Source organism: Burkholderia arboris (genome assembly GCF_902499125.1).
Classification (GTDB): Bacteria; Pseudomonadota; Gammaproteobacteria; order Burkholderiales; family Burkholderiaceae; genus Burkholderia; species Burkholderia arboris.
The window spans coordinates 158,443-176,314 of record NZ_CABVPX010000007.1 but is presented as its reverse complement, the minus strand read 5'-3'; the positions used below and the strand labels follow the sequence as shown (position 1 = coordinate 176,314).

Annotated in this window: 13 protein-coding genes and 2 pseudogenes; 7 read left to right on the top strand and 8 right to left on the bottom strand. The window is 65.4% G+C overall.

What is annotated here, in order from left to right:
• Positions 1 to 137: 137 nt before the first annotated feature.
• Positions 138 to 1,007, bottom strand: coding sequence for an alpha/beta hydrolase family protein (locus BLA15945_RS11210; protein ID WP_233464192.1), 870 nt, complete (start codon positions 1,005 to 1,007; stop codon positions 138 to 140).
• A gap of 69 nt (positions 1,008 to 1,076) precedes the next feature.
• A complete protein-coding gene (locus BLA15945_RS11205; RefSeq protein WP_174992353.1) occupies positions 1,077 to 1,601 on the bottom strand; it encodes a GNAT family N-acetyltransferase in 525 nt (174 codons plus the stop codon).
• 214 nt (positions 1,602 to 1,815) lie between these two features.
• Here BLA15945_RS11205 and BLA15945_RS11200 point away from each other — a divergent pair, with 214 nt between their 5' ends.
• From BLA15945_RS11200 to BLA15945_RS11190, 3 genes are all read left to right on the top strand, one after another.
• Positions 1,816 to 3,018: an AAA family ATPase gene (locus tag BLA15945_RS11200; protein WP_059241369.1), complete on the top strand. Its 1,203-nt coding sequence runs from the start codon at positions 1,816 to 1,818 to the stop codon at positions 3,016 to 3,018.
• Positions 3,019 to 3,022: 4 nt separating this feature from the next.
• Positions 3,023 to 4,726, top strand: coding sequence for a cobaltochelatase CobT-related protein (locus BLA15945_RS11195; RefSeq protein WP_174992352.1), 1,704 nt, complete (start codon positions 3,023 to 3,025; stop codon positions 4,724 to 4,726).
• A 247-nt stretch (positions 4,727 to 4,973) separates the two neighbouring features.
• Positions 4,974 to 6,077, top strand: a complete 1,104-nt coding sequence (locus BLA15945_RS11190) for an extracellular catalytic domain type 1 short-chain-length polyhydroxyalkanoate depolymerase (RefSeq protein ID WP_174992418.1) — start codon at positions 4,974 to 4,976, stop codon at positions 6,075 to 6,077.
• A 47-nt stretch (positions 6,078 to 6,124) separates the two neighbouring features.
• Here the strand turns inward: BLA15945_RS11190 and BLA15945_RS11185 are convergent, their stop codons facing one another.
• The 3 genes and pseudogenes from BLA15945_RS11185 to BLA15945_RS11175 form a co-directional block, all read right to left on the bottom strand.
• Positions 6,125 to 7,894 carry a histidine kinase gene (locus BLA15945_RS11185; RefSeq protein WP_174992351.1) on the bottom strand — a complete coding sequence of 590 codons (1,770 nt, stop codon included), beginning with the start codon at positions 7,892 to 7,894 and terminating at the stop codon, positions 6,125 to 6,127.
• 84 nt (positions 7,895 to 7,978) lie between these two features.
• Complete coding sequence (locus tag BLA15945_RS11180; protein WP_059241365.1) at positions 7,979 to 9,391, bottom strand: HD domain-containing phosphohydrolase; 1,413 nt, start codon at positions 9,389 to 9,391, stop codon at positions 7,979 to 7,981.
• Positions 9,392 to 9,531: 140 nt separating this feature from the next.
• Positions 9,532 to 9,977 (bottom strand): annotated as a pseudogene (locus BLA15945_RS11175) (GNAT family N-acetyltransferase); the annotation flags it as partial.
• A 974-nt stretch (positions 9,978 to 10,951) separates the two neighbouring features.
• Between BLA15945_RS11175 and BLA15945_RS11170 the strand changes: the two are divergent.
• Positions 10,952 to 12,118: a porin gene (locus tag BLA15945_RS11170; protein WP_174992417.1), complete on the top strand. Its 1,167-nt coding sequence runs from the start codon at positions 10,952 to 10,954 to the stop codon at positions 12,116 to 12,118.
• Between the two features lie 126 nt (positions 12,119 to 12,244).
• Here BLA15945_RS11170 and BLA15945_RS37635 read toward each other — a convergent pair.
• The 3 genes and pseudogenes from BLA15945_RS37635 to BLA15945_RS11160 form a co-directional block, all read right to left on the bottom strand.
• A pseudogene (locus BLA15945_RS37635) lies at positions 12,245 to 12,358 on the bottom strand (LysR family transcriptional regulator); the annotation flags it as partial.
• Positions 12,359 to 12,476: 118 nt separating this feature from the next.
• Positions 12,477 to 12,914 carry a tetratricopeptide repeat protein gene (locus BLA15945_RS11165; RefSeq protein ID WP_059241364.1) on the bottom strand — a complete coding sequence of 146 codons (438 nt, stop codon included), beginning with the start codon at positions 12,912 to 12,914 and terminating at the stop codon, positions 12,477 to 12,479.
• Between the two features lie 306 nt (positions 12,915 to 13,220).
• Positions 13,221 to 14,492, bottom strand: a complete 1,272-nt coding sequence (locus tag BLA15945_RS11160; RefSeq protein ID WP_407045097.1) for a peptidoglycan DD-metalloendopeptidase family protein — start codon at positions 14,490 to 14,492, stop codon at positions 13,221 to 13,223.
• Between the two features lie 1,046 nt (positions 14,493 to 15,538).
• On the opposite strand from BLA15945_RS11160, the gene BLA15945_RS11155 reads away from it, so the two are divergent.
• From BLA15945_RS11155 to BLA15945_RS11145, 3 genes are all read left to right on the top strand, one after another.
• Positions 15,539 to 15,841, top strand: coding sequence for an ArsR/SmtB family transcription factor (locus tag BLA15945_RS11155; protein WP_059241362.1), 303 nt, complete (start codon positions 15,539 to 15,541; stop codon positions 15,839 to 15,841).
• Between the two features lie 61 nt (positions 15,842 to 15,902).
• Positions 15,903 to 16,901 (top strand): zinc-dependent alcohol dehydrogenase family protein, encoded by a 999-nt coding sequence (locus tag BLA15945_RS11150; protein ID WP_174992350.1) that lies wholly within the window; start codon positions 15,903 to 15,905, stop codon positions 16,899 to 16,901.
• A gap of 187 nt (positions 16,902 to 17,088) precedes the next feature.
• Entirely contained in the window at positions 17,089 to 17,823 is a 735-nt protein-coding gene (locus tag BLA15945_RS11145; RefSeq protein WP_174992349.1) for an ABC transporter substrate-binding protein, read from the top strand.
• Positions 17,824 to 17,872: the final 49 nt, after the last annotated feature.

Below are 17,872 nucleotides of genomic sequence, written 5' to 3'. Positions count from 1 at the left end.
ATTCAATCTGGTTTCCTGAGTGACTGTGGGTGGCCGCTAGCTGCTGCTAGCCGCGCCTCGCTCCGCCACGGCCAGCCCGAACAGGACATCGAAAGTCGCACTCACGTCGAACTCGATCCCCGCATCCATCATGGTTGTCATCGAACCGGGAATCCCTGACGCTCGAGAAACTCGGATACCACGGGCTCCCAGACCTCGACACCGTGCGCGAACAGCATGTGCCCGTTCTTCTCGAACGGCGGAAGCAGCCGATAGTCGGCACTGCCACCGGCGCGAACGAATGCATCGTGCCAGGCGCGGCTATACGTCGGAGCGAAATACTGATCGTTTTCGGTATAGATCCAGAGCATCGGGACACGCGCCGTTGTTCCGAACCGAGAATACATGGCTTCCAGTCGTTCGCCCTGACATGGCACACCGGGATGCCCGACCGGGTCCCCGCCGGAACCGCCTGCGAAGTTGATTGCCCCGACCACGCCGTCCGGATTGTCGGCTGCCATGGCCGTCGTGACGAAGCCACCGACCGATTGCCCGACAATGACGATGCGATGCGGGTCGACATGGGGTTGCCGCCTCGAGTAATCCAGTACGGCAAGCTCTTCAGCGCGAGCCGCATCGATCATCGGGGCATAGTCCTTCTGGCGGCATTTACCGCTATATTCCGGATCGAACTGCGTGCCGAACTGACCATAGCCGATGCGCGCAGGTTCAAATACGGCGAAGCCTCGTTTCACAAAAAAAGCAACTTGCCGGGTGAAGCGAAAACGCGGCGGCGTGCCGCGATCCGTTCCGCTGCGACCATGATTGAGAATCAGGATCGGGAACGGCCCTTCGCCATCCGGAAGGAATTGCGTGATCGCAACCTTGCCCGTCTGTTCCGTCCCGTAGAAATCCTTGACGGTCACGTCGATTGTCGAGACGGATTCGTGCAGGTCCGACCTGAGCTGTTCGGCGTGGACGCCGGGAATCACGAGCGCAAGGCCAATCCAAAGCAGGCGTCGGGTCATTGTCATAGGGTCTACATATCGAAAATGGATGGCTTCAGCACGGCAATCGCTGAAGCGTGACGCGCGCCGTCACACACGACGCCCCAGCAATTGCCCCGGCCAACCCTCCACGTCGAAGGTCGAAATTCGCTCATACCCGCAGGACTCGTAAAAACGCACCAGCGCGCCCGTCCCGCCGCCGTAGCAGTCCACGCGCAGGCGCGCCACCCCCGCAGCCCGGGCGCGGTCGTCCGCAAAGGCCATCAGGCGCCGGCCGACACCGCGCGCCTGTGCGTCGCGCGCCGCCACCAGCACTCTCACATAGATTTCCGGCTCGGTTGCGGCAGGCACGTAGGGCATGGCTTCGCCCAGGATCAATGCGCCCAGAATGCGGCCCTCCGGCCCTTCCGCCACCCACGCTTCGGGCAGCGCACAGGCTTCGGTCACGAGCGCGATCCGCTTGGGCGACGTCGACCAAGGCTCGCGGCCCCATTGCCCTTCGTTGCCGATGGCGACGAACCAGGCGATCACCTCGTCAAAGATGCCCAGCACCGCCGGCACGTCAAGCGTGCTGGCACGGCGAATCACCCGCTCGTCGGTTCCTGTCACCGTCACGTTCCACTCTCCTTCGCCGGATTCGACGACCGGCGCACGATTGTTTGCAAAGGCGGGCGGGCAGGCCCGCTACGATACCGACCTTCAACCCGGTCGATCAGCGCAACGTCTGGCGGCCCACGATGCCTCGATGTCACCCGTCGCGGCAAAACTATACAATCGATGCGACGCATCGAAGACATGAAGCGCCTGCCGCCCAATCTCGTCTGCCGCCATGACCTCACCCGCTGCCCCTTCGCCTTCCGCCCCGCCGGTCCTCGGCGTCTACCGGCAACTGGCGGACCCGTCCGCCGGACAATGGATCGTCAGCCGCTCCGAACGCGCGCACATGTACCGCATCCAGCATCGCCGGCCCGACGGCAGTACGTCGGTCGATACGGTCGTCGACGCGGACAACCTCGACGCGAAGCTGCACAAGTGGCTTCGGGAAGGCTTCGTCCGGCGCGAAGCAGACGACCGCGCCGCCCCCGCGCATCGCGGCGGCTTCATGCAGGACCTGCGGCGCGCGCACGCGTCGCGACCGGCGCCAGCCGTCGACGCGACGCATACCGCGCACGTCGGCGGCGTGCCGATGCCGCGCGGCCCGGGCGGGCCGCTCGTGCCGCCGACGAACCCCGCCTACCTGTTCACCGCGCGGGCGGCGAACGTGCTCGAAGACATCGTCGAGAACCGCCGCATCCTGTTGATCGGCCATACGGGCACCGGCAAGACGAGCCTCGTCGAGCAGGCGGCCGCGCAGGCCGGCCACGGCGTGCTGCGCTCGAACATGAACGGCCAGACGACGGTCGGCGACTTCGTCGGCTTCTGGACCGTCAAGGGCGGCGAGACGATCTGGGTCGACGGCGTGCTGCCGACGGCGATGCGCGAGGGCCTGTGGCTGATCGTCGACGAGATCGACTTCGCGGAACCGGCGATCCTCGCGGTGCTGACCGCCGTGCTCGAACCGGGCGGCCGTCTGCTGCTGAAGGAGAAAGGCAACGAGATCGTCGTGCCGCACCCGTCGTTCCGGCTGTTCGCGACCGCCAACGCGGTGGGCGCGATGGGACAGTTCCGCCACCTGTACCAGGGCGCGAACGTGATGAACGAGGCGTTCCTGGACCGCTGGCGCGTGTACCACCTCGACTATCTGCCGCCGGCCGACGAGGCGCGCGTGCTGCAGCGGACCTTCGGTGCGGCGATGTCGCCGGCGATGGCCGCCACGCTCGCGGCGATCGCGGCCGACTGCCGTGCCGCGTTCGTCCGCGAGGATCTCGCCAGCGCGTTCTCGACGCGGCGCCTGCTCGACTGGGCCGCGCTGATGCTGCGCACCGGCGACCCCGAATCGGCCGCCGGCCCGACGATCTACGCGAAGGTCGGTGCGGATGACGCCGACCTGATCCGCAGCATCATCCGCCACTACATCGACGTCGAGGCCTGACGCGATGGACCGGGACGACGACGCGCGGTCGCTGCACCTGACCCGGCTCGCCCGCACGCTCGCGCAACGGCACGGCATCGAAGTGCGTTTCGCGAGCCACGGGCCGGTCGTGCAGCGCGACGTGCTGGTGCTGCCCGACACGCTGCTCCGGGGCGGCATCGACGACGACGCGATCACCGGCTTCGTCGACCTGTATGCCGCACGCGAGCGCTTCGGCGCGACCGACACCGTGGCCGCGCTGGCGTCGCCCGCCGTGCGGGCCATAGCGCAGGCGATCGACGACCGGCGCGCGGCCGGCTGTCTCGTCGCGATCTATCCCGGTGCGAAGGCGTTCCTGGGCCGGATGCGGGCGGTGTCGTCCGCCGACATGCTGCGCCGGTGGCCGCACATGGCGTGGCGCGACAAGCTGCTGTCGCGCCTCGAACGCGCGTTGTGGGACGAACAGCCGTCCGCCCTCGAGCGCATGCCGTCGCTCGACGCCACGCTGGCCGCATCCGGCGATCTCGTCGGCGAAGCCCGCGCCGCGACCTCGACGGCCGACAGCATCCGCGCGGCACGGCGGATCGTCGAACGCGTGCGCGCGCTGGCGTCGGCCGGCGCGAACAACATGATGTTCACGGCCGATCCGGGCGGCACGCTCGACAGCGACACCGTCGCCGCCGAGTTCGAACCGGACGGCCGGGGCACATCGGACGACGCGCGTGCGCCGGTGGCGGCCGAATCCGGCGCCGGGGCGCTCGCCGACACGGAATCGTCGACGGCATCGCCGGCGCCGGGCGATGCGGCGCCCGGCGCGATCCGCCTGTCGGCGGACAGCCGGCCGCTGTTGTCGGTTCCACTGACCACCGCATTCGACACGGTGACGGACTTCACCGACCACGGCGAACCGGCGCGCTGGCATCGTCTGCGCGGCATGGCCCGCGCGCAGACCGAGCCGCTCAAGCTTCAGCTCGAACGCGCGCTGAAAGTCGATGAGCAGACACGCTGGAAGCGCGAACAGGAGCGCGGCGAGCTCGACCGGACCGCGCTCGCCCGCCTCGTGACGTCCCCCGGTTACCGCACGCCGTTCCGCGTCAAACGCACGGCGCCCGGGCGCGACGCGGCGGTCAGCCTGCTGATCGACTGCAGCGGCTCGATGGCCGGCAGGAAGATCGAACTCGCGACGCTTTGCGCCGCTGCGCTGTGCGACGCGCTGATGCAGCTCGGCTTTGCATGCGAAGTGCTCGGCTACAGTTCCGTCGAGGATGCGGCGATGCGCGCGCATTACCAGCGCTGGATCGACGACGGCCGCAGCACATTCGGCTACAACCGGTTCGTCGAACGGCTCGACCTGCGCGTCTACAAGCGGTTCGATTCCGACAACCCGAGCGGCGTCGCCTGCGTCGAATGCGGCCACGAGAACCCCGACGGCGAGGCGTTGAGCTGGGCCGCCGAGCGCCTGCTGTCGACGCGCGCGCGCCGGCGTATCCTGATGGTGCTGTCGGACGGCTATCCGGCCACCGGCGACGGCCACCCGGCGATCCTGCGCACCGACCTGCGCGCACGCGTCGAAGCGCTGCGCGAACGACGCGTCGAACTGATCGGCATCGGGATTCTCGACGACGCGGTCGAGTCGTTCTATCCGGTCAGCAGCGTGGTCGAGCACCTGAACGAGCTGCCGGGCGCGGCGTTCGCCGTACTGAGCGATACGCTGCTGGATCGGCGGTAGCCGTCGGCGCGACAGGTCGGCGCGCGCGTCGATTCGCAGGCGCGTCACATCGGGCGACTAGCATCTCGACGGCCAACGCGAATCGCAGCCGCCTGCGGGATGCCGCTTTCCACTGCGCTCGATCGGCCAGCCGGTTCCGATGCGCGTGCGTCAGGCAGCACGAATCTTGCTCCGCGCCCGTTCGACTTTCACCCGACGGCGGATTCGGCCGCATCTTCCTGCCACCGCCACCTGCACGAAACTGCCCATGCCCAGGAAAAAATCCAGCATCTGGTTGCGGCATCTCGCGCTGTTCTCCATTGCGACCGGCGCACGTCCGAAGAAGCCTGCCGCCAGGCAGCGACCGGCAGCCAAACGGGCGAGCAAGCCGGCGGCCAAACCGACCGCCACCGCCCGCGCCGCCCGACGCACCGGCGCGGTGCGTCCCGCCCCCGCGCCGTCTGACATGGCGCCCGGCACGTGGCGCCGCTCGTTTCATTCCGCCGGCCCGAGTGCCGGCCGGCTCGTGAACCATCTTGCGTATGCGCTGTATCTTCCCGCCGCACCGGCGACGACAGCGGGCATGCCGGCCGTCGTCATGCTGCACGGCTGCAAGCAGACTGCCGAGTCGTTTGCGGCGGGCACGCGCATATGCGGCCTGGCGGAACGGGCGGGGTTCGCCGTGCTGTTTCCCGAGCAGGCCGCCACAGCTCACCCGCACCGCTGCTGGCACTGGCATGACGATGCGACCCGGTCCGAAGCCGCGGCGGTCGCGTCGCTGGTCGACGCCGTCGTGCAGCAGTACGGCTTCGACCGCGACCGGATCTACGTCGCGGGCATGTCCGCCGGCGCCGGACTCGCCGCGGCGCTGGCGATCCGCCATCCCGAGCGCTTCGCGGCGGTCGGCCTGCACTCCGGGCCGGCCATCGCGCCGCCGCTGTCGACGATGGCCGCCATGAGCCTGATGCGTCACGGCATCCGCGACGATCCGGTACGCGTGGTCGACGCCTGCGCCGACATCGCGGCCTATCCCGGCATGCCGGCCCTCGTCGTGCACGGCGAACTCGATACGGTCGTGACCGACCGGAACGCGCAGCAACTCGGCATCGCGTTCGCCCGGCTCAACCGGCTCGTCGACGAACACGGCGCGATACGCGTCGGCGAGCAACGCTCCTGCGCGCGCGACGATGCGCACTACACCGACTATCTCAAGGGCGGCCGGCTCGTCGTCAGGGTATGCATCGTCAGCCGGCTGCGGCATGCGTGGAGCGGCGGCGACCCGCGCGAACCGTTCCATTCGGCCAGCGGGCCGGACGCCACCGCGATGTTCTGGCATTTCTTTCGTCGCCAGCGCCGCAAGCGAGGGGAATGACGCGCGACACCCGTACCGGCTTCTCGCGACCGGCCGCCGCCATGGCGTCATGCCCGTTGCGCCAGCGCTGCCGCGTTCGCGCGATCGCCCGCACGCCGGACCGGCAGCCGCACCCGAAAGGTCGTGCCGCGCCCGGGCTCGCTGGTCACGTCGATCGCGCCGCGATGGCGCTCGACGATGCCGTGCGACACCGACAGCCCGAGCCCCGTGCCCTGTCCGACCGGCTTCGTGGTGTAGAACGGATCGAAGATCCGCCGGACGACGTCGGGCGTCATGCCCGTGCCGGTGTCGCTGATGGCGATCGATACCTGGTCGCCGTCGCTCGACGTGCGGATGGTGATCACGCCATGCTCGGGAATCGCCTGCGCCGCGTTGACCAGCAGGTTCATGAATACCTGGTTCAGTTGCGAAGGCAGGCATTCGACGTGCGGCACCTCGCCGTAGTCGCGCACGACGTCGGCCTTGTACTTGAGTTCGTTATGAACGACGTTCAGCGTGCTCTCGAGCCCTGCATGCAGATCGACCACGCGCCATTCGTCGCTGGCCGGGCGCGAAAAATCGCGCAGGTCCTGCACGATCCGCCGCACGCGCAGCGCACCGTCGATCGACTCGTCGATCAGCGTCGCGATCTCGTCGCGCACGTAGTCGAGATCCGCTGTGCGGCGCGCGGCCGCCAGCGCGTCGCGGGTGGCCGGATCGAGCTGCGGCAGCGCGGCTTCATGCGCCGCGACCACGTCGAGCAGGCTGCGCACCCATGTCTTCAACGTATTGAGGTTCGCGCTGACGAAGCCGATCGGATTGTTGATCTCGTGCGCGACGCCGGCCGCGAGCTGGCCGATCGACGCGAGCTTTTCCGACTGCAGCAGCTGCTCGTGCGTTTCCTCGAGCACCTGCAGCAGGCGCCGCTGTTCGTCCTTCTCCTGTTCGAGCAGCGCGTGCGCAGCCTTGCGTTCGTCGATCTCGGTCGCCATGTTCTCGCGCGTGCGCTGCAGCATCTGTGTCGTCTGCTCGTAGCGGCGCAGTGCGCGTTCGAGCTCGTCGGTGCGCAAGCGCACGAGCCTCTCGAGCGTGTCGGTCATGCCGCGCAGGAAGGTTGTGCGCGCATCGAAGCGGCACAGCATCAGCGTGACGACCAGCGTCGCCATCGTGAACAACGCGACCGTCGTCGCGAGCCACGGCGCATCGACGCCTTGCGCCGCGCCACAGCGTGCGTCCGGCGCGAAATGCGCGGCCGCCATGCCCGTGTAGTGCATGCCGGTGATGGCGAGGCCCATGATGACGGCCGCGCCGACGCGTTGCGCGGTCGCATGGCGCGCCTGTTGCACGCGCAACGCCTGCGCAATCCAGAGCGCGGCCGTCGATGCGATCACGGCAATGCCGATCGAGGCGGCGAACAGCGCGGCATCGTAACGAATGCCCGGCTGCATGTGCATCGCGGCCATCCCCATGTAATGCATGCCGGCAATGCCGCCGCCCATCAGCACGCCGCCCGCGCACAGCCGCCGCCAGCCCAGCCGCGCGCGCGTGACGACGTTCAGCGCGAAATACGACACGAGCACAGCGATCGCCAGCGAGATGCCCGTGCCCTGCCATGCATAGCCGAGCGGAATCGGCAGCGAGAACGCGAGCATGCCGACGAAATGCATCGACCAGATGCCGGTGCCCATCGCGGCCGCGCCGCCGCCCAGCCACGCCCGCTTCAGCTTCGGGTTGTCGAGCAGCGAAATGAATGCCGCGAGATCGAGCGTCGTATAGGAGGCCAGCGTCGCGATCGCCAGCGACAGTACGACGAGCGGCAGGTTGTAGGTGCCATGCATGATCGGGCGCCTGGAGCGGGTTGAATGCATCGCCGCGGTGCGCGGTTGATCGCGCACCGCGGCCGTCACGCCATCGTTGCGCGGTCAGGCCGGCGGCGCGCCGGCGTTGGGCGCCTGCGCCGACGCAGCCGGGCCGGCCAGCACGAGGATGTCGAACGGCGTGCCTTCCCGCGTCTCGAAGCGCCGCACGAGTTCGATCTGGTGCGCCGACATCACGCTGCCCTTCGTCATCAGCAGCACGCCGCGATGCGTACGCAGATCGTCGGCGAGCCGCATCCCCTCGCGCAGCTGCGCCGACTTGATCTCGGCGACGGACGCCGCGATGCCGAGACTCGCGGGGTCCCGCATCAGCTCGACGAAGCGCGCGACGAGTTGCGGGTCGTAGCGGACGCTCGCCTGCGAGCGCAACACGTCGATTGCCTGCTCGATCGAATGCGGCACACCGATTTCACCGTGACGCAACCCTTCGAAATCGCGTGCGATCGCCACGATCCGCGAGCCGAGCGGGATCGCATCGCCGACCAGTCCGTCCGGCGTGCCGCGTCCGTTGAAGCGCTCGTACTGGTGCAGCACGATCGATGCGACCTTGTGCAATTGCGCGACCGGCGTCAGCACCATCTGCGCACGCAGCGGATGTTCGTGGAACAGCCGGTGCTCGTCCGTGCTCATGCGCGTGAGCGGCTTGTGCAGCAATTCGTCCGGCAGCGACAGCTTGCCGATGCCGTGCAACAGCCCCGCGAAATAGACGTCCTGCGCGTGCAGTTCGCTCATCTCCGCCGCGAGCGCGAGCCGGCGTGCGATCTCGCCGACCCGCATCGCATGCCCGCTTGCGGCCCCGCAGCGAAGCTCGATCATGCTCGCGCAGACCTGGACCATCGCCGTGAAGCTGCTTTTCAGGTCGCGTTGAGCGGCTTCCAGGAACATCACGGTCTGGCCGAGTTCCTCGGTACGCGCGCGCACCTGCGTTTCGAGCTCCGTATTGAACAGGCGCAGCGCGTCGTTCTGCGCTTCCGTCAGCGCGGCCAGCCGGGCCGCTTCGCGGCGCAGGCGACGCTGCTCCAGCGCCTGCTCGATGGTCAGCAGCAGGTCGTGATCGTCCCACGGCTTGTTCAGATAGCGATACACGCCGCCGTCGTTGACGGCCTGCACGACCGACGCGATTTCTGCATAACCGGTCAGCAGGATGCGCATCGTGTCCGGGTACAGCGCCCGTGCGCGCGCCAGAAACTCTGCGCCGCTCATGTGCGGCATCCGCATGTCGGACACGATCAGGTCGACATCGGTCGACGCCAGGATCCCGAGTGCGGCCTCGCCGCTCTCGGCAGTCAGGATGTCGTAGCCGGCGGGCCGGAACACGCGCCTGAGCGCCGACAGCACGTTCGGTTCGTCGTCGACCAGCAGGATCGATGGTACGCGGTCCGCGTCGCCGGATGCCGACGTTGAGCTGGATGTGTCGAGCAGCGCAGCATTGACGCCGTTTATTGCAGATGTCGTCATAATTGGCCTCGGTTCAATTATTCACACCCTCTCTGCAACATCGGCCGCCTTCGCGTTTTCCATATTGGTGGAAACGCTAATTCTTCCGATGACTTCCACTTCCGGCCTGGCTTCAACCCGCGTACAGCGCGCGGGCGCTGCGTCATTGCCGTGCGCGGCTCGCGCCGGTAGTCAATGTCCCATTCCGCTTCGTCGGCTCGCACGAAGCCGTGTCGTTCGGAGAAGCGGTTCGAGTCGCCATCGCGCAATGCGCCGACACGAACGGGCATCCAGTGTTCGCCGGCTTCGGCAAAACGCTCGCGCAGCACGGCGGCGCCGATGCCCTTGCCCTGTTGCTCGGGCGCGATGGACCGGTGATCGCGCCGCCAGCGATCTGCCGCCGGGCGAACCACGTCGAAGCGCACGCACGCCTTGCCGGCTTCGATGAAACGGCAGAACGCCGGGGCGAACGACGCGAGCAACCGGTCGCGCGCACGCTGCGGATCGAAACGACCGATGCGTTCGAGGCGGTCGCGCATCGCGGCGATGCGGATGGCGACGAGGGTTCGGCATCGGATTGCGCGACGGGGACGAAGGTCGGGTTCATCGGCTGGCGGGATGCTCGGAAGCAAGTGCTCGGCGTGGCGGCGCAGCGCTGCCCGGGTGCCGAGGGCGAACATCCGCGCGTGTCGATGCGTTGCGCTCGCATGGTCGGAAATCGCGGGTACTTGCCGCCCTCGTCTTCGGAAACGCCGTGCCGCCCCTCCCACGTCGGCGCGCACCAGCTTGTCTGCGGCGCGGTCGAGATTGCCGAATTCGAACTGGGACGCCCCGAGCGTCAAATGCTGGGACGGGTTGCCGATTGCATTGGGGAAACGCCTCGCGTAACCGGAATTGTCACGTCCCGCAGTGATCAGCGTGACGACGCGGACCTCGATAACACTTCGTCTCGATGCCGCTCCTATAAGGGAAACTCCGTAAAGCGTCAGGTTATCAAACGAGATTAACTTATATCAAACAAATTTTGACGTCGAATTATGTTCCTGATATGTTTTTTGCACTTGCAAAGCACAACCCGGCTGCGTGGGTGCTCGTCGAAAAAGTTCGTGCACGTCGCCTGTGACTGAACGGGACTCTCAATCAGTCTGCAAGGACGGCCGGTATTTCCGGCTCGCTTGTTGTCGCAGGTGGCGCATGGTCCGGTTCCCGCATCGCTGACCTCGCTCGCAGGAACTGCGCGAGCGTGAAGCACGGTGCTGCAGTACTTCTTCGAAATGCCATCGGAGAAGCGTCTGGTTCAGCACGGCGATCCGCCCGCGCTATTCGGCTGTGCGGATTCGGTACCGCAGTTCGCCCGGATTACGAATACGGCAGAAGGCAGGACAAGTCGACATGTTTAGCGTTTCACAACTAAAAATTTTAAGGACGCCAAAATGAGTAAATTCAGCAAGCCGATCTGACGAATATGACACCGGTCGTTGCGGCCGAGGCGACGCACGGGCCGTGCGCCGTCACCTGCATTCGAATACAACACACGCCGTTTCAATCCACCCCGAAACTATTCCTGACAGTGACATGCAGATGAAAAGCAAAATAATCAACGTCAGCGTTATCGCTGTTGCCGCCTTCGCAGCATCTTCGGCAGCAATGGCACAGTCGTCAGTCACCCTGTATGGCATGCTCGATGCGGGCATCGGCTACACGTCGAACGTCAATGGTCACAAGCGGTTCGGCCTCGATGGCGGTGCAGCCGGGTCGAACAAGTGGGGCCTCAAGGGGCAAGAGGATCTCGGCGGCGGCCTCCAGGCGGTCTTCAAGATCGAGAATGGTTTCAACATCTCGACAGGCGGCATTGGCGGTCAAGGGCCTATTGGTTCCACGCGTTCGCTGTTCAACCGCCAGGCCTACGTCGGCCTCGCGTCCGATCAGTACGGTACCCTGCGTATGGGGCGCCAGCTTGACGCCGTGACGGAAATGGTTCAAGGCCTCACGGGTGACGCCATTTCGGCGACGACATTCTCGACGCCAGGCGACGTCGACAACAACGACAACACGACGAACCAGAACAGCGCCGTGAAGTACATTTCGCCGATCATCCACGGCTTCCAGGCTGAAGGCGCGTACTCGTTCGGCGGCGTTGCCGGTGCAATGGGTTCGGGTCAATCGTGGTCGGCGGCTGCGACCTACGCTCAAGGCGGCCTGACGGTCGCCGGCGGGTACTTTCACGCAACGAACCAGGGTGAGAACGGCTGGCTGAACGCAACGGCGCAACCGAGTTTCGGCGGCGCGCTGGGCTATCCGAGTTCGGGCTACAACGGTGGCAATGCGTTCAAGAGCGCGGGCATCGCGCAAATCGCGACTCAGTACCAAATTGGGCCGTATACGGCTGGCTTGCGCTACTCGAACGCCCAATACCAGGGCAACAACGGCCAGCCGTCGATCCACTTCAACGTGCTGGGGGCCCTCCTGCAGTACCGGGTCACGCCGGCGCTGTCGCTGGCTACCGGGTACACCTACGTGTACGGTTCCGCAGCCACCCCCACGCAAGCTGCCGAAGGTCGCACGATGGCGTCGATCAACCAGGTGTCGCTGGGTGCAACGTACTCGCTGTCGAAGAGCACCGCGCTGTACGCGATGGGGGCCTACGTCCATGCTCAGGGCGCTCAGGCTTCGGCTGCCGACTTCGGCGCCACCTCATCGGGCGGCAACCAGGTTCAGGTCAACATCGGCATGTTCCACGGTTTTTGATCGCCACCCCGGAAGTCCGGAGTAATGGCCGCATTACTCCGGCAAAGAACACTTCTGCCGGCAGGGCTGTACGTCAAACATCCGGCTCGATGATGCGCAGCACATCAGTCTCGCCGGCCTCGAGCGTCGAAAGCCAGGCGACGCGACAGGACACACGCGGCGCCCCTCGGCGAGATCGCGCTGGATCGGCGGCAGCGATGCCGGCACCACGCCCAGCCCCTCGATGGCCGTGCCGAGCTGAAACGTGGCGCCGGGAAGACGACGGCGGGTCGGGTTCGTTGGATCGTGGGTTCGTGCGGGGCCACGTGCCCGTGTGGCGATGCAACGCGACACGGGACGTCGGTTGCGAACGACCTCGTCAGGGTGCCTCGATGCCTTCCGCCCGCGTGGCCAGGAACCGCAGATACTTGTCGTCCTCGTCTTCGAACAGCTCCGGCCCGCCGCCCATGTAGGCGCGCATCAACTCATCCGCTGCGCGGTCGAGATCGCCGAGTTCGAACTGGCACTGGCCGAGCCTCAAGTGCAGGAACGGGTTGCCGATCGCATTGGGGAAATGCATCGCGTGGCCGAGATTGTCGCGGCCGGCCGCGTAGTCTTCCTGGAAGAAATTCGCGTCGCCGATGGCGGCCATCAACCAGGTGCCGGCCTCCCAGTTGGTCTTGGGCTCGGGAAGCAGATCGAACGCCTCCCAGTACTTCGCCAGCGCGCCTTCGAAATCCTCGTCTTCCGCCAACGCGTCGCCTGCCTCGCTCAGCGCGCCGATGCGCTCGTAAAGTGCGTTGTCGAGTTCTGCCATGGGGGTCCTTGTCCGGGAGAGGGAAGTGGCGTCGTGGTGCGAACGGGGGCGATGCGATCGTGGTGTCGCCCGCTCCGCCCATCGTCGATGTCTGGTTGGCTCAACAGACCAACAGTGACGCAGCATACCCGAGCGGAGTGAAGGATGTGCGTCGGTTCCCTGTGTATCCACCCGGTTTGTACAGAATGATCGTCACGGCTGCATGGCGTTCACTCGCACGATCACCCTACGGCACAACGGCGCGACCGGAACCGTGACGGCCACGTCGGCGCTCTGGCTACAGCAGGCAGCACGAGACCGGCATGCTCACGAACTCACGCATTCCGGCACCACGGGGTCGTAGCTGCCCGTGTAGATGAATCCGTCGGAGATCCATTGATTCGAGTCGAGTCGATACCAAAGCCGCGTAGCGCCCCAGTTTCCATTCACGGAGTCGCCGTACTGGTGGCAAGCGAGCTGCACGGTGCGCCCATTCTCGAGCGAACCGACAATCGGCGCCGACAACGAAGGCGCGCTGCGCAGATTCGCCGGACCCGGTGCCTGTACACGTGCGCTCACGGGCGTGGGCGGATCGCCGGAATCCGCGCTCCCGTAGTTGACCAGCCATGCCTGCGGGGAGACGCGCCGCTGATTTCGAACCGCGTATCCCGAATACGGCCCAGTACCCTCGAAGAATTGCCAGCCGCCGATCGTCATGCCATTGACGGACACGTCATTGCCATCCTTGCTCAATGAAAAGTGAACATGCGGCCCCGTCGTTTGCCCGCCGCACGGCAAGCCGTTTCCGACGCTGCCGAGATATTCCCCCTGACGGACACGCGTGCCGCTGTTCAGCGACGTCAGCTGGACCATGTGGTAATAGGTCGTCGCATAGCCATTGTCGTGAACCACCTTCACGATTGCGCTGCCGTTGCGCTCGCAGCTCTTGTAAAGATAGCCGTCTCGCGCCGCCAGCACGCGGCCGTTACCCCCCGAGAAATCGAGGGAATTGTACGGCCTGCTTTGTCCGGACCAGCCGTGTGCGCCGCCGGTCCAGTACCACCCCGCATTCGATTCCCACGGCAACGCAAGGCCCGGTTGCGGCAACGCAGCCGACCGTGGTGCAAGCGCGGTGCGCCGTGACGCCAGATTCTTCCGCTCGTCGGCCGCGAGCAGTGTGGGGGGCGCCGCATCGAGCAACGCTCCGAACGTGCTGCTGCCCTCCACACCTGCGATCCACCGGCCATTCACGTTGCGTGCAATGAACAGCTTCGTGACGGGATCGGCAGATTCGTCATCACGCAGAATTTGCGTCGCAGTGCCAAATACCCACCTGGAAACGTCGTCGGTTCTTATTGCCTCGACCAGACTGCTGTCCGACTGGGCCGGCAGTTTCAGCGTCTTGCCCGACCGGGATTCAAGCGCCTCGTCGACCGAGCGTTGCAACGACGTCTCGATTGGCACCGCATGGGCGGTTTCGGCAAGGCTGGCTGCAATCAGCAGAATTCCAATGATGGATTGAATCGAATTCAATGCAGAACGACCTGATGAATTGCGCATAGTTAAATTCACCACGTATGGAGTTTTCAAGAAAATCATGACGACGGCCTCAAGCCTACCTCATTCATCATTCATTGCAAGGAAAATGCAATATATCCGAGCCAATTTCCCAATAGCCTGCTTCAGCTGAAATTCTTGACGCGATAATTTCACAATGATTTAAATGACCTTGAAACCGGAGTCGGTCGATATTGAATCATCTTGGGGGCCTGGATGGATTTTCCACGATTCAATTCGGCTTGATCGAACACGCTCCGCTCATGCATTTCCGCCCAAGCCAATGCCTCTCGCCACCGAGGGATGAAGGTGGCGCCGTGATGTGCGTTCACCGCCGCACGCAACCATTCCCTCGTCATTTATAAGCCGCGTCGAAATCACTCCATTCTCGCGACGTAGCGCTACCGCCTTGCGAATAACAATAAGGCTTGATGCCGCTCAGATTTTTGCCACTGCGTAATTGCATCTAATTGATTTGACGAGGCGAGCATTCGCGCCTTGCGGTCGGTTCACGTAGCGGGTCACCACGTGGCGCGCCCGGCAGGCTTTTAACTGCGAAATGGCCTCGATCGTTGCCCACGATCCCGCACCATGAAGCAGTCGGTCTCGATGAGCACGACCCGTCGCCGCGAACTTCCGGGCAAGCGGCGGCCCATCCGTGCTCCTGCAATAAATGTGTTTCGTCACGGTATCGCGGTGACGGCGCCGCTGGAGTGGCGGCGAACCGCACCCGAGGTGGACTGCGCCACGTCACATGCCTGCCTCGCAAGCCACGATGCTGAGGCGACTCGCGCATGAGTCTTGCAGCAACATGAGTCGAACACCTTGAAGTACCGATCGCCAGGTGGCGAAGCGAGAAGCATCCTGACCGGTTTTTCCCGCTCGATCGCGAACCCGAAAAATGGCGCCCCCGCTTCGGCTGCCAGATGCGCCTCGGGCCGACCTGGATACCCGTCTTCAAAGCTGCAACAGGCGCACGCAGCATCAGGTCCGACGGAGGCGTCGACCCAGCCAACCGCATCCCCCCTTCTCCATGACGACAGCGCGCCCCACATTGACATATCGGTAAATCTCGATATACTCGCGCCATGGACTTGCTCGAAATCTTCAAAGCTCTCTCGAACCGGACGCGCCTTGAAATCCTGAAGGGTTTGAAGGATCCCGCGAAGCACTTCCCTCCGCAGGACGAGGGGGACGTTCATACGGTGGGCGTCTGCGTCAGCAGCATTCAGGAAGGCGTCGGTTTGTCGCAGTCCACGGTGTCCGATTATCTGGCCACACTGCAACGCGCCGGCCTGGTCGAAGTCAGGCGCATCGGCCAGTGGACCTACTACAAGCGGAACGAAGCAGCCATCAGTGCCCTTGCCGCGAGCATCGGCAAGGACCTGTAATTTTTTGCCCCATGATATCGATAATTCCCGATATCCCTTTTTATCGAAACGAGGATGTGCGATGAAAGCAATGCAACTCAAGTCGTTTGGCGGCCCGGAATCGTTCGAACTTTGCGACGTGCCCACGCCGGTGCCGCACGCGGGACACGTGCTGGTCCGCGTACATGCCACCTCCATCAATCCGCTGGATTACCAGGTCCGACGGGGCGACTATCGCGACCTGGTGCCGCTGCCGGCCATTACCGGGCATGACGTCTCCGGCGTGGTCGAGGCAGTCGGCCCGGGGGTGACGACCTTCTCCCCGGGAGACGCAGTCTGGTACACCCCGCAGATTTTCGACGGCCCGGGAAGCTATGCCGAGTACCACGTTGCGGCAGAAGGCATCGTCGGGAAGAAGCCGTCGTCGCTGAGCCATCTTGAAGCGGCAAGCCTGACCCTGGTTGGCGGGACGGCGTGGGAAGCCCTGGTCGTGCGCGCGGCATTAAGAGTCGGGGAAAGCATTCTGGTACACGGCGGCGCGGGCGGCGTCGGTCATGTGGCGATCCAGCTCGCCAAAGCCATCGGTGCAAGGGTGTTCACGACCGTGCGCGAAACCAACTTCGCGTTCGCGCGAAGCCTGGGGGCCGACGTGGTGATCGACTACCAGAAGGACGATTACGTCGATGCCATCCTGCGGGAAACGGGCGGCCGCGGCGTCGATGTCGTGTTCGACACCATTGGCGGCAACACCTTGTCGCGTAGCCCCGACGCGCTCGCGCAACTCGGCCGCGTCGTGACGATCGTGGACATCGCACAGCCGCAAAACGTCCTTCAGGCCTGGGGCAAGAACGCGAGTTACCACTTCGTTTTCACCCGGCAGAACCGCGGCAAGCTCGACGAGTTGAGCGCGTTGGTCGAGCGCGGCCAGTTGCGGCCACACGTGGGCGCCGTCTATTCGCTTGCCGACATTCCGCTCGCCCATGCCCGGCTGGAGAGTCCTGACAACGGTGTTCGGGGAAAAATCGCGATCGCGGTTGCGCCGTCTGCTCAGCTCGTTTCCGGTCAGCACCGGAACGAATAGCCGAACCGTCATAGGCCACCCGGACGGGGGAGCTACGACCATGAAGCGGGCGTTCCGGCTCGACGTTTCGAAGCCGGCGCGCCCCGCGACACGCTCCCCCCGGCGTCCGGGTGATAAGCTCGACATCGACGCGCCGTTGCGCGTCCCCCGTCACCCTGCCGCCCCTACGCCGCCCACGAGCCCGCTCATGCCCATCGCCCCTTCCGCCGTCTCCGCCTTCACCCCGACCGGCAAGCTCCGCGCGTCGATCAACCTCGGCAACCCGATCCTCGCGAATCGCGACGCTGCCACGGGCGAACCCTTCGGCGTCTCGATCGACCTCGCGCGCGCGTTCGCCGAGCGCCTGTCGGCCGAACTGGAACTCGTGGTGTTCGACGCCGCCGGCAAATCGGTGCAGGCACTGACTGAAGAACGCGCCGATTTCGGCTTCTTCGCGGTGGATCCGCTGCGCGGCGAAACCGTCGCGTTCACCGCGCCGTACGTGCTGATCGAAGGCTTCTATCTCGTGCCCGACGCTTCGCCGATCCGGACCAACGACGACGTCGACCAGCCGCACAACCGCGTGGCCGTCGGCAAGGGCAGCGCATACGACCTGTTCCTCACGCGCGAACTGAAGTCCGCCCAGATCGTGCGCGCACCGACGTCGCCGGCTGTCGTCCCGACGTTTCTCGAACAGCGGCTGGAAGTGGCGGCCGGCGTGAAGCAGCAGCTCGAAGCCGACGCCGCGAAAACGACCGGCCTGCGCCTGCTCGACGAGCGCTTCATGGTGATCCGTCAGGCGATGGGCGTGCCGAAAAGCCGCGGCGATGCGGCCGCAACCATGCTGAATGCATTCGTCGAAGAAATGAAAGCGTCCGGCTTCGTCGCCGATTCCCTGCGTCGGCACGGCATCACGGGCGCGTCCGTCGCGCCGGCCGCCTGACCGGCCGCCGCATGACGAAATAAAAACGGCCCCGGTGTCCGCCAAGACA

Bases quoted from the DNA above. Each gene is read 5' to 3' on its own strand.
- BLA15945_RS11165 (WP_059241364.1), bottom strand. From the start codon at position 12,914: ATGGCAGAACTCGACAACGCACTTTACGAGCGCATCGGCGCGCTGAGC.
- BLA15945_RS11190 (WP_174992418.1), top strand. From the start codon at position 4,974: ATGCCCAGGAAAAAATCCAGCATCTGGTTGCGGCATCTCGCGCTGTTC.
- BLA15945_RS11210 (WP_233464192.1), bottom strand. From the start codon at position 1,007: ATGACCCGACGCCTGCTTTGGATTGGCCTTGCGCTCGTGATTCCCGGC.
- BLA15945_RS11185 (WP_174992351.1), bottom strand. From the start codon at position 7,894: ATGCATGGCACCTACAACCTGCCGCTCGTCGTACTGTCGCTGGCGATC.
- BLA15945_RS11200 (WP_059241369.1), top strand. From the start codon at position 1,816: ATGACCTCACCCGCTGCCCCTTCGCCTTCCGCCCCGCCGGTCCTCGGC.
- BLA15945_RS11170 (WP_174992417.1), top strand. From the start codon at position 10,952: ATGAAAAGCAAAATAATCAACGTCAGCGTTATCGCTGTTGCCGCCTTC.
- BLA15945_RS11180 (WP_059241365.1), bottom strand. From the start codon at position 9,391: ATGACGACATCTGCAATAAACGGCGTCAATGCTGCGCTGCTCGACACA.
- BLA15945_RS11160 (WP_407045097.1), bottom strand. From the start codon at position 14,492: ATGATTTTCTTGAAAACTCCATACGTGGTGAATTTAACTATGCGCAAT.
- BLA15945_RS11150 (WP_174992350.1), top strand. From the start codon at position 15,903: ATGAAAGCAATGCAACTCAAGTCGTTTGGCGGCCCGGAATCGTTCGAA.
- BLA15945_RS11155 (WP_059241362.1), top strand. From the start codon at position 15,539: ATGGACTTGCTCGAAATCTTCAAAGCTCTCTCGAACCGGACGCGCCTT.
- BLA15945_RS11195 (WP_174992352.1), top strand. From the start codon at position 3,023: ATGGACCGGGACGACGACGCGCGGTCGCTGCACCTGACCCGGCTCGCC.
- BLA15945_RS11145 (WP_174992349.1), top strand. From the start codon at position 17,089: ATGCCCATCGCCCCTTCCGCCGTCTCCGCCTTCACCCCGACCGGCAAG.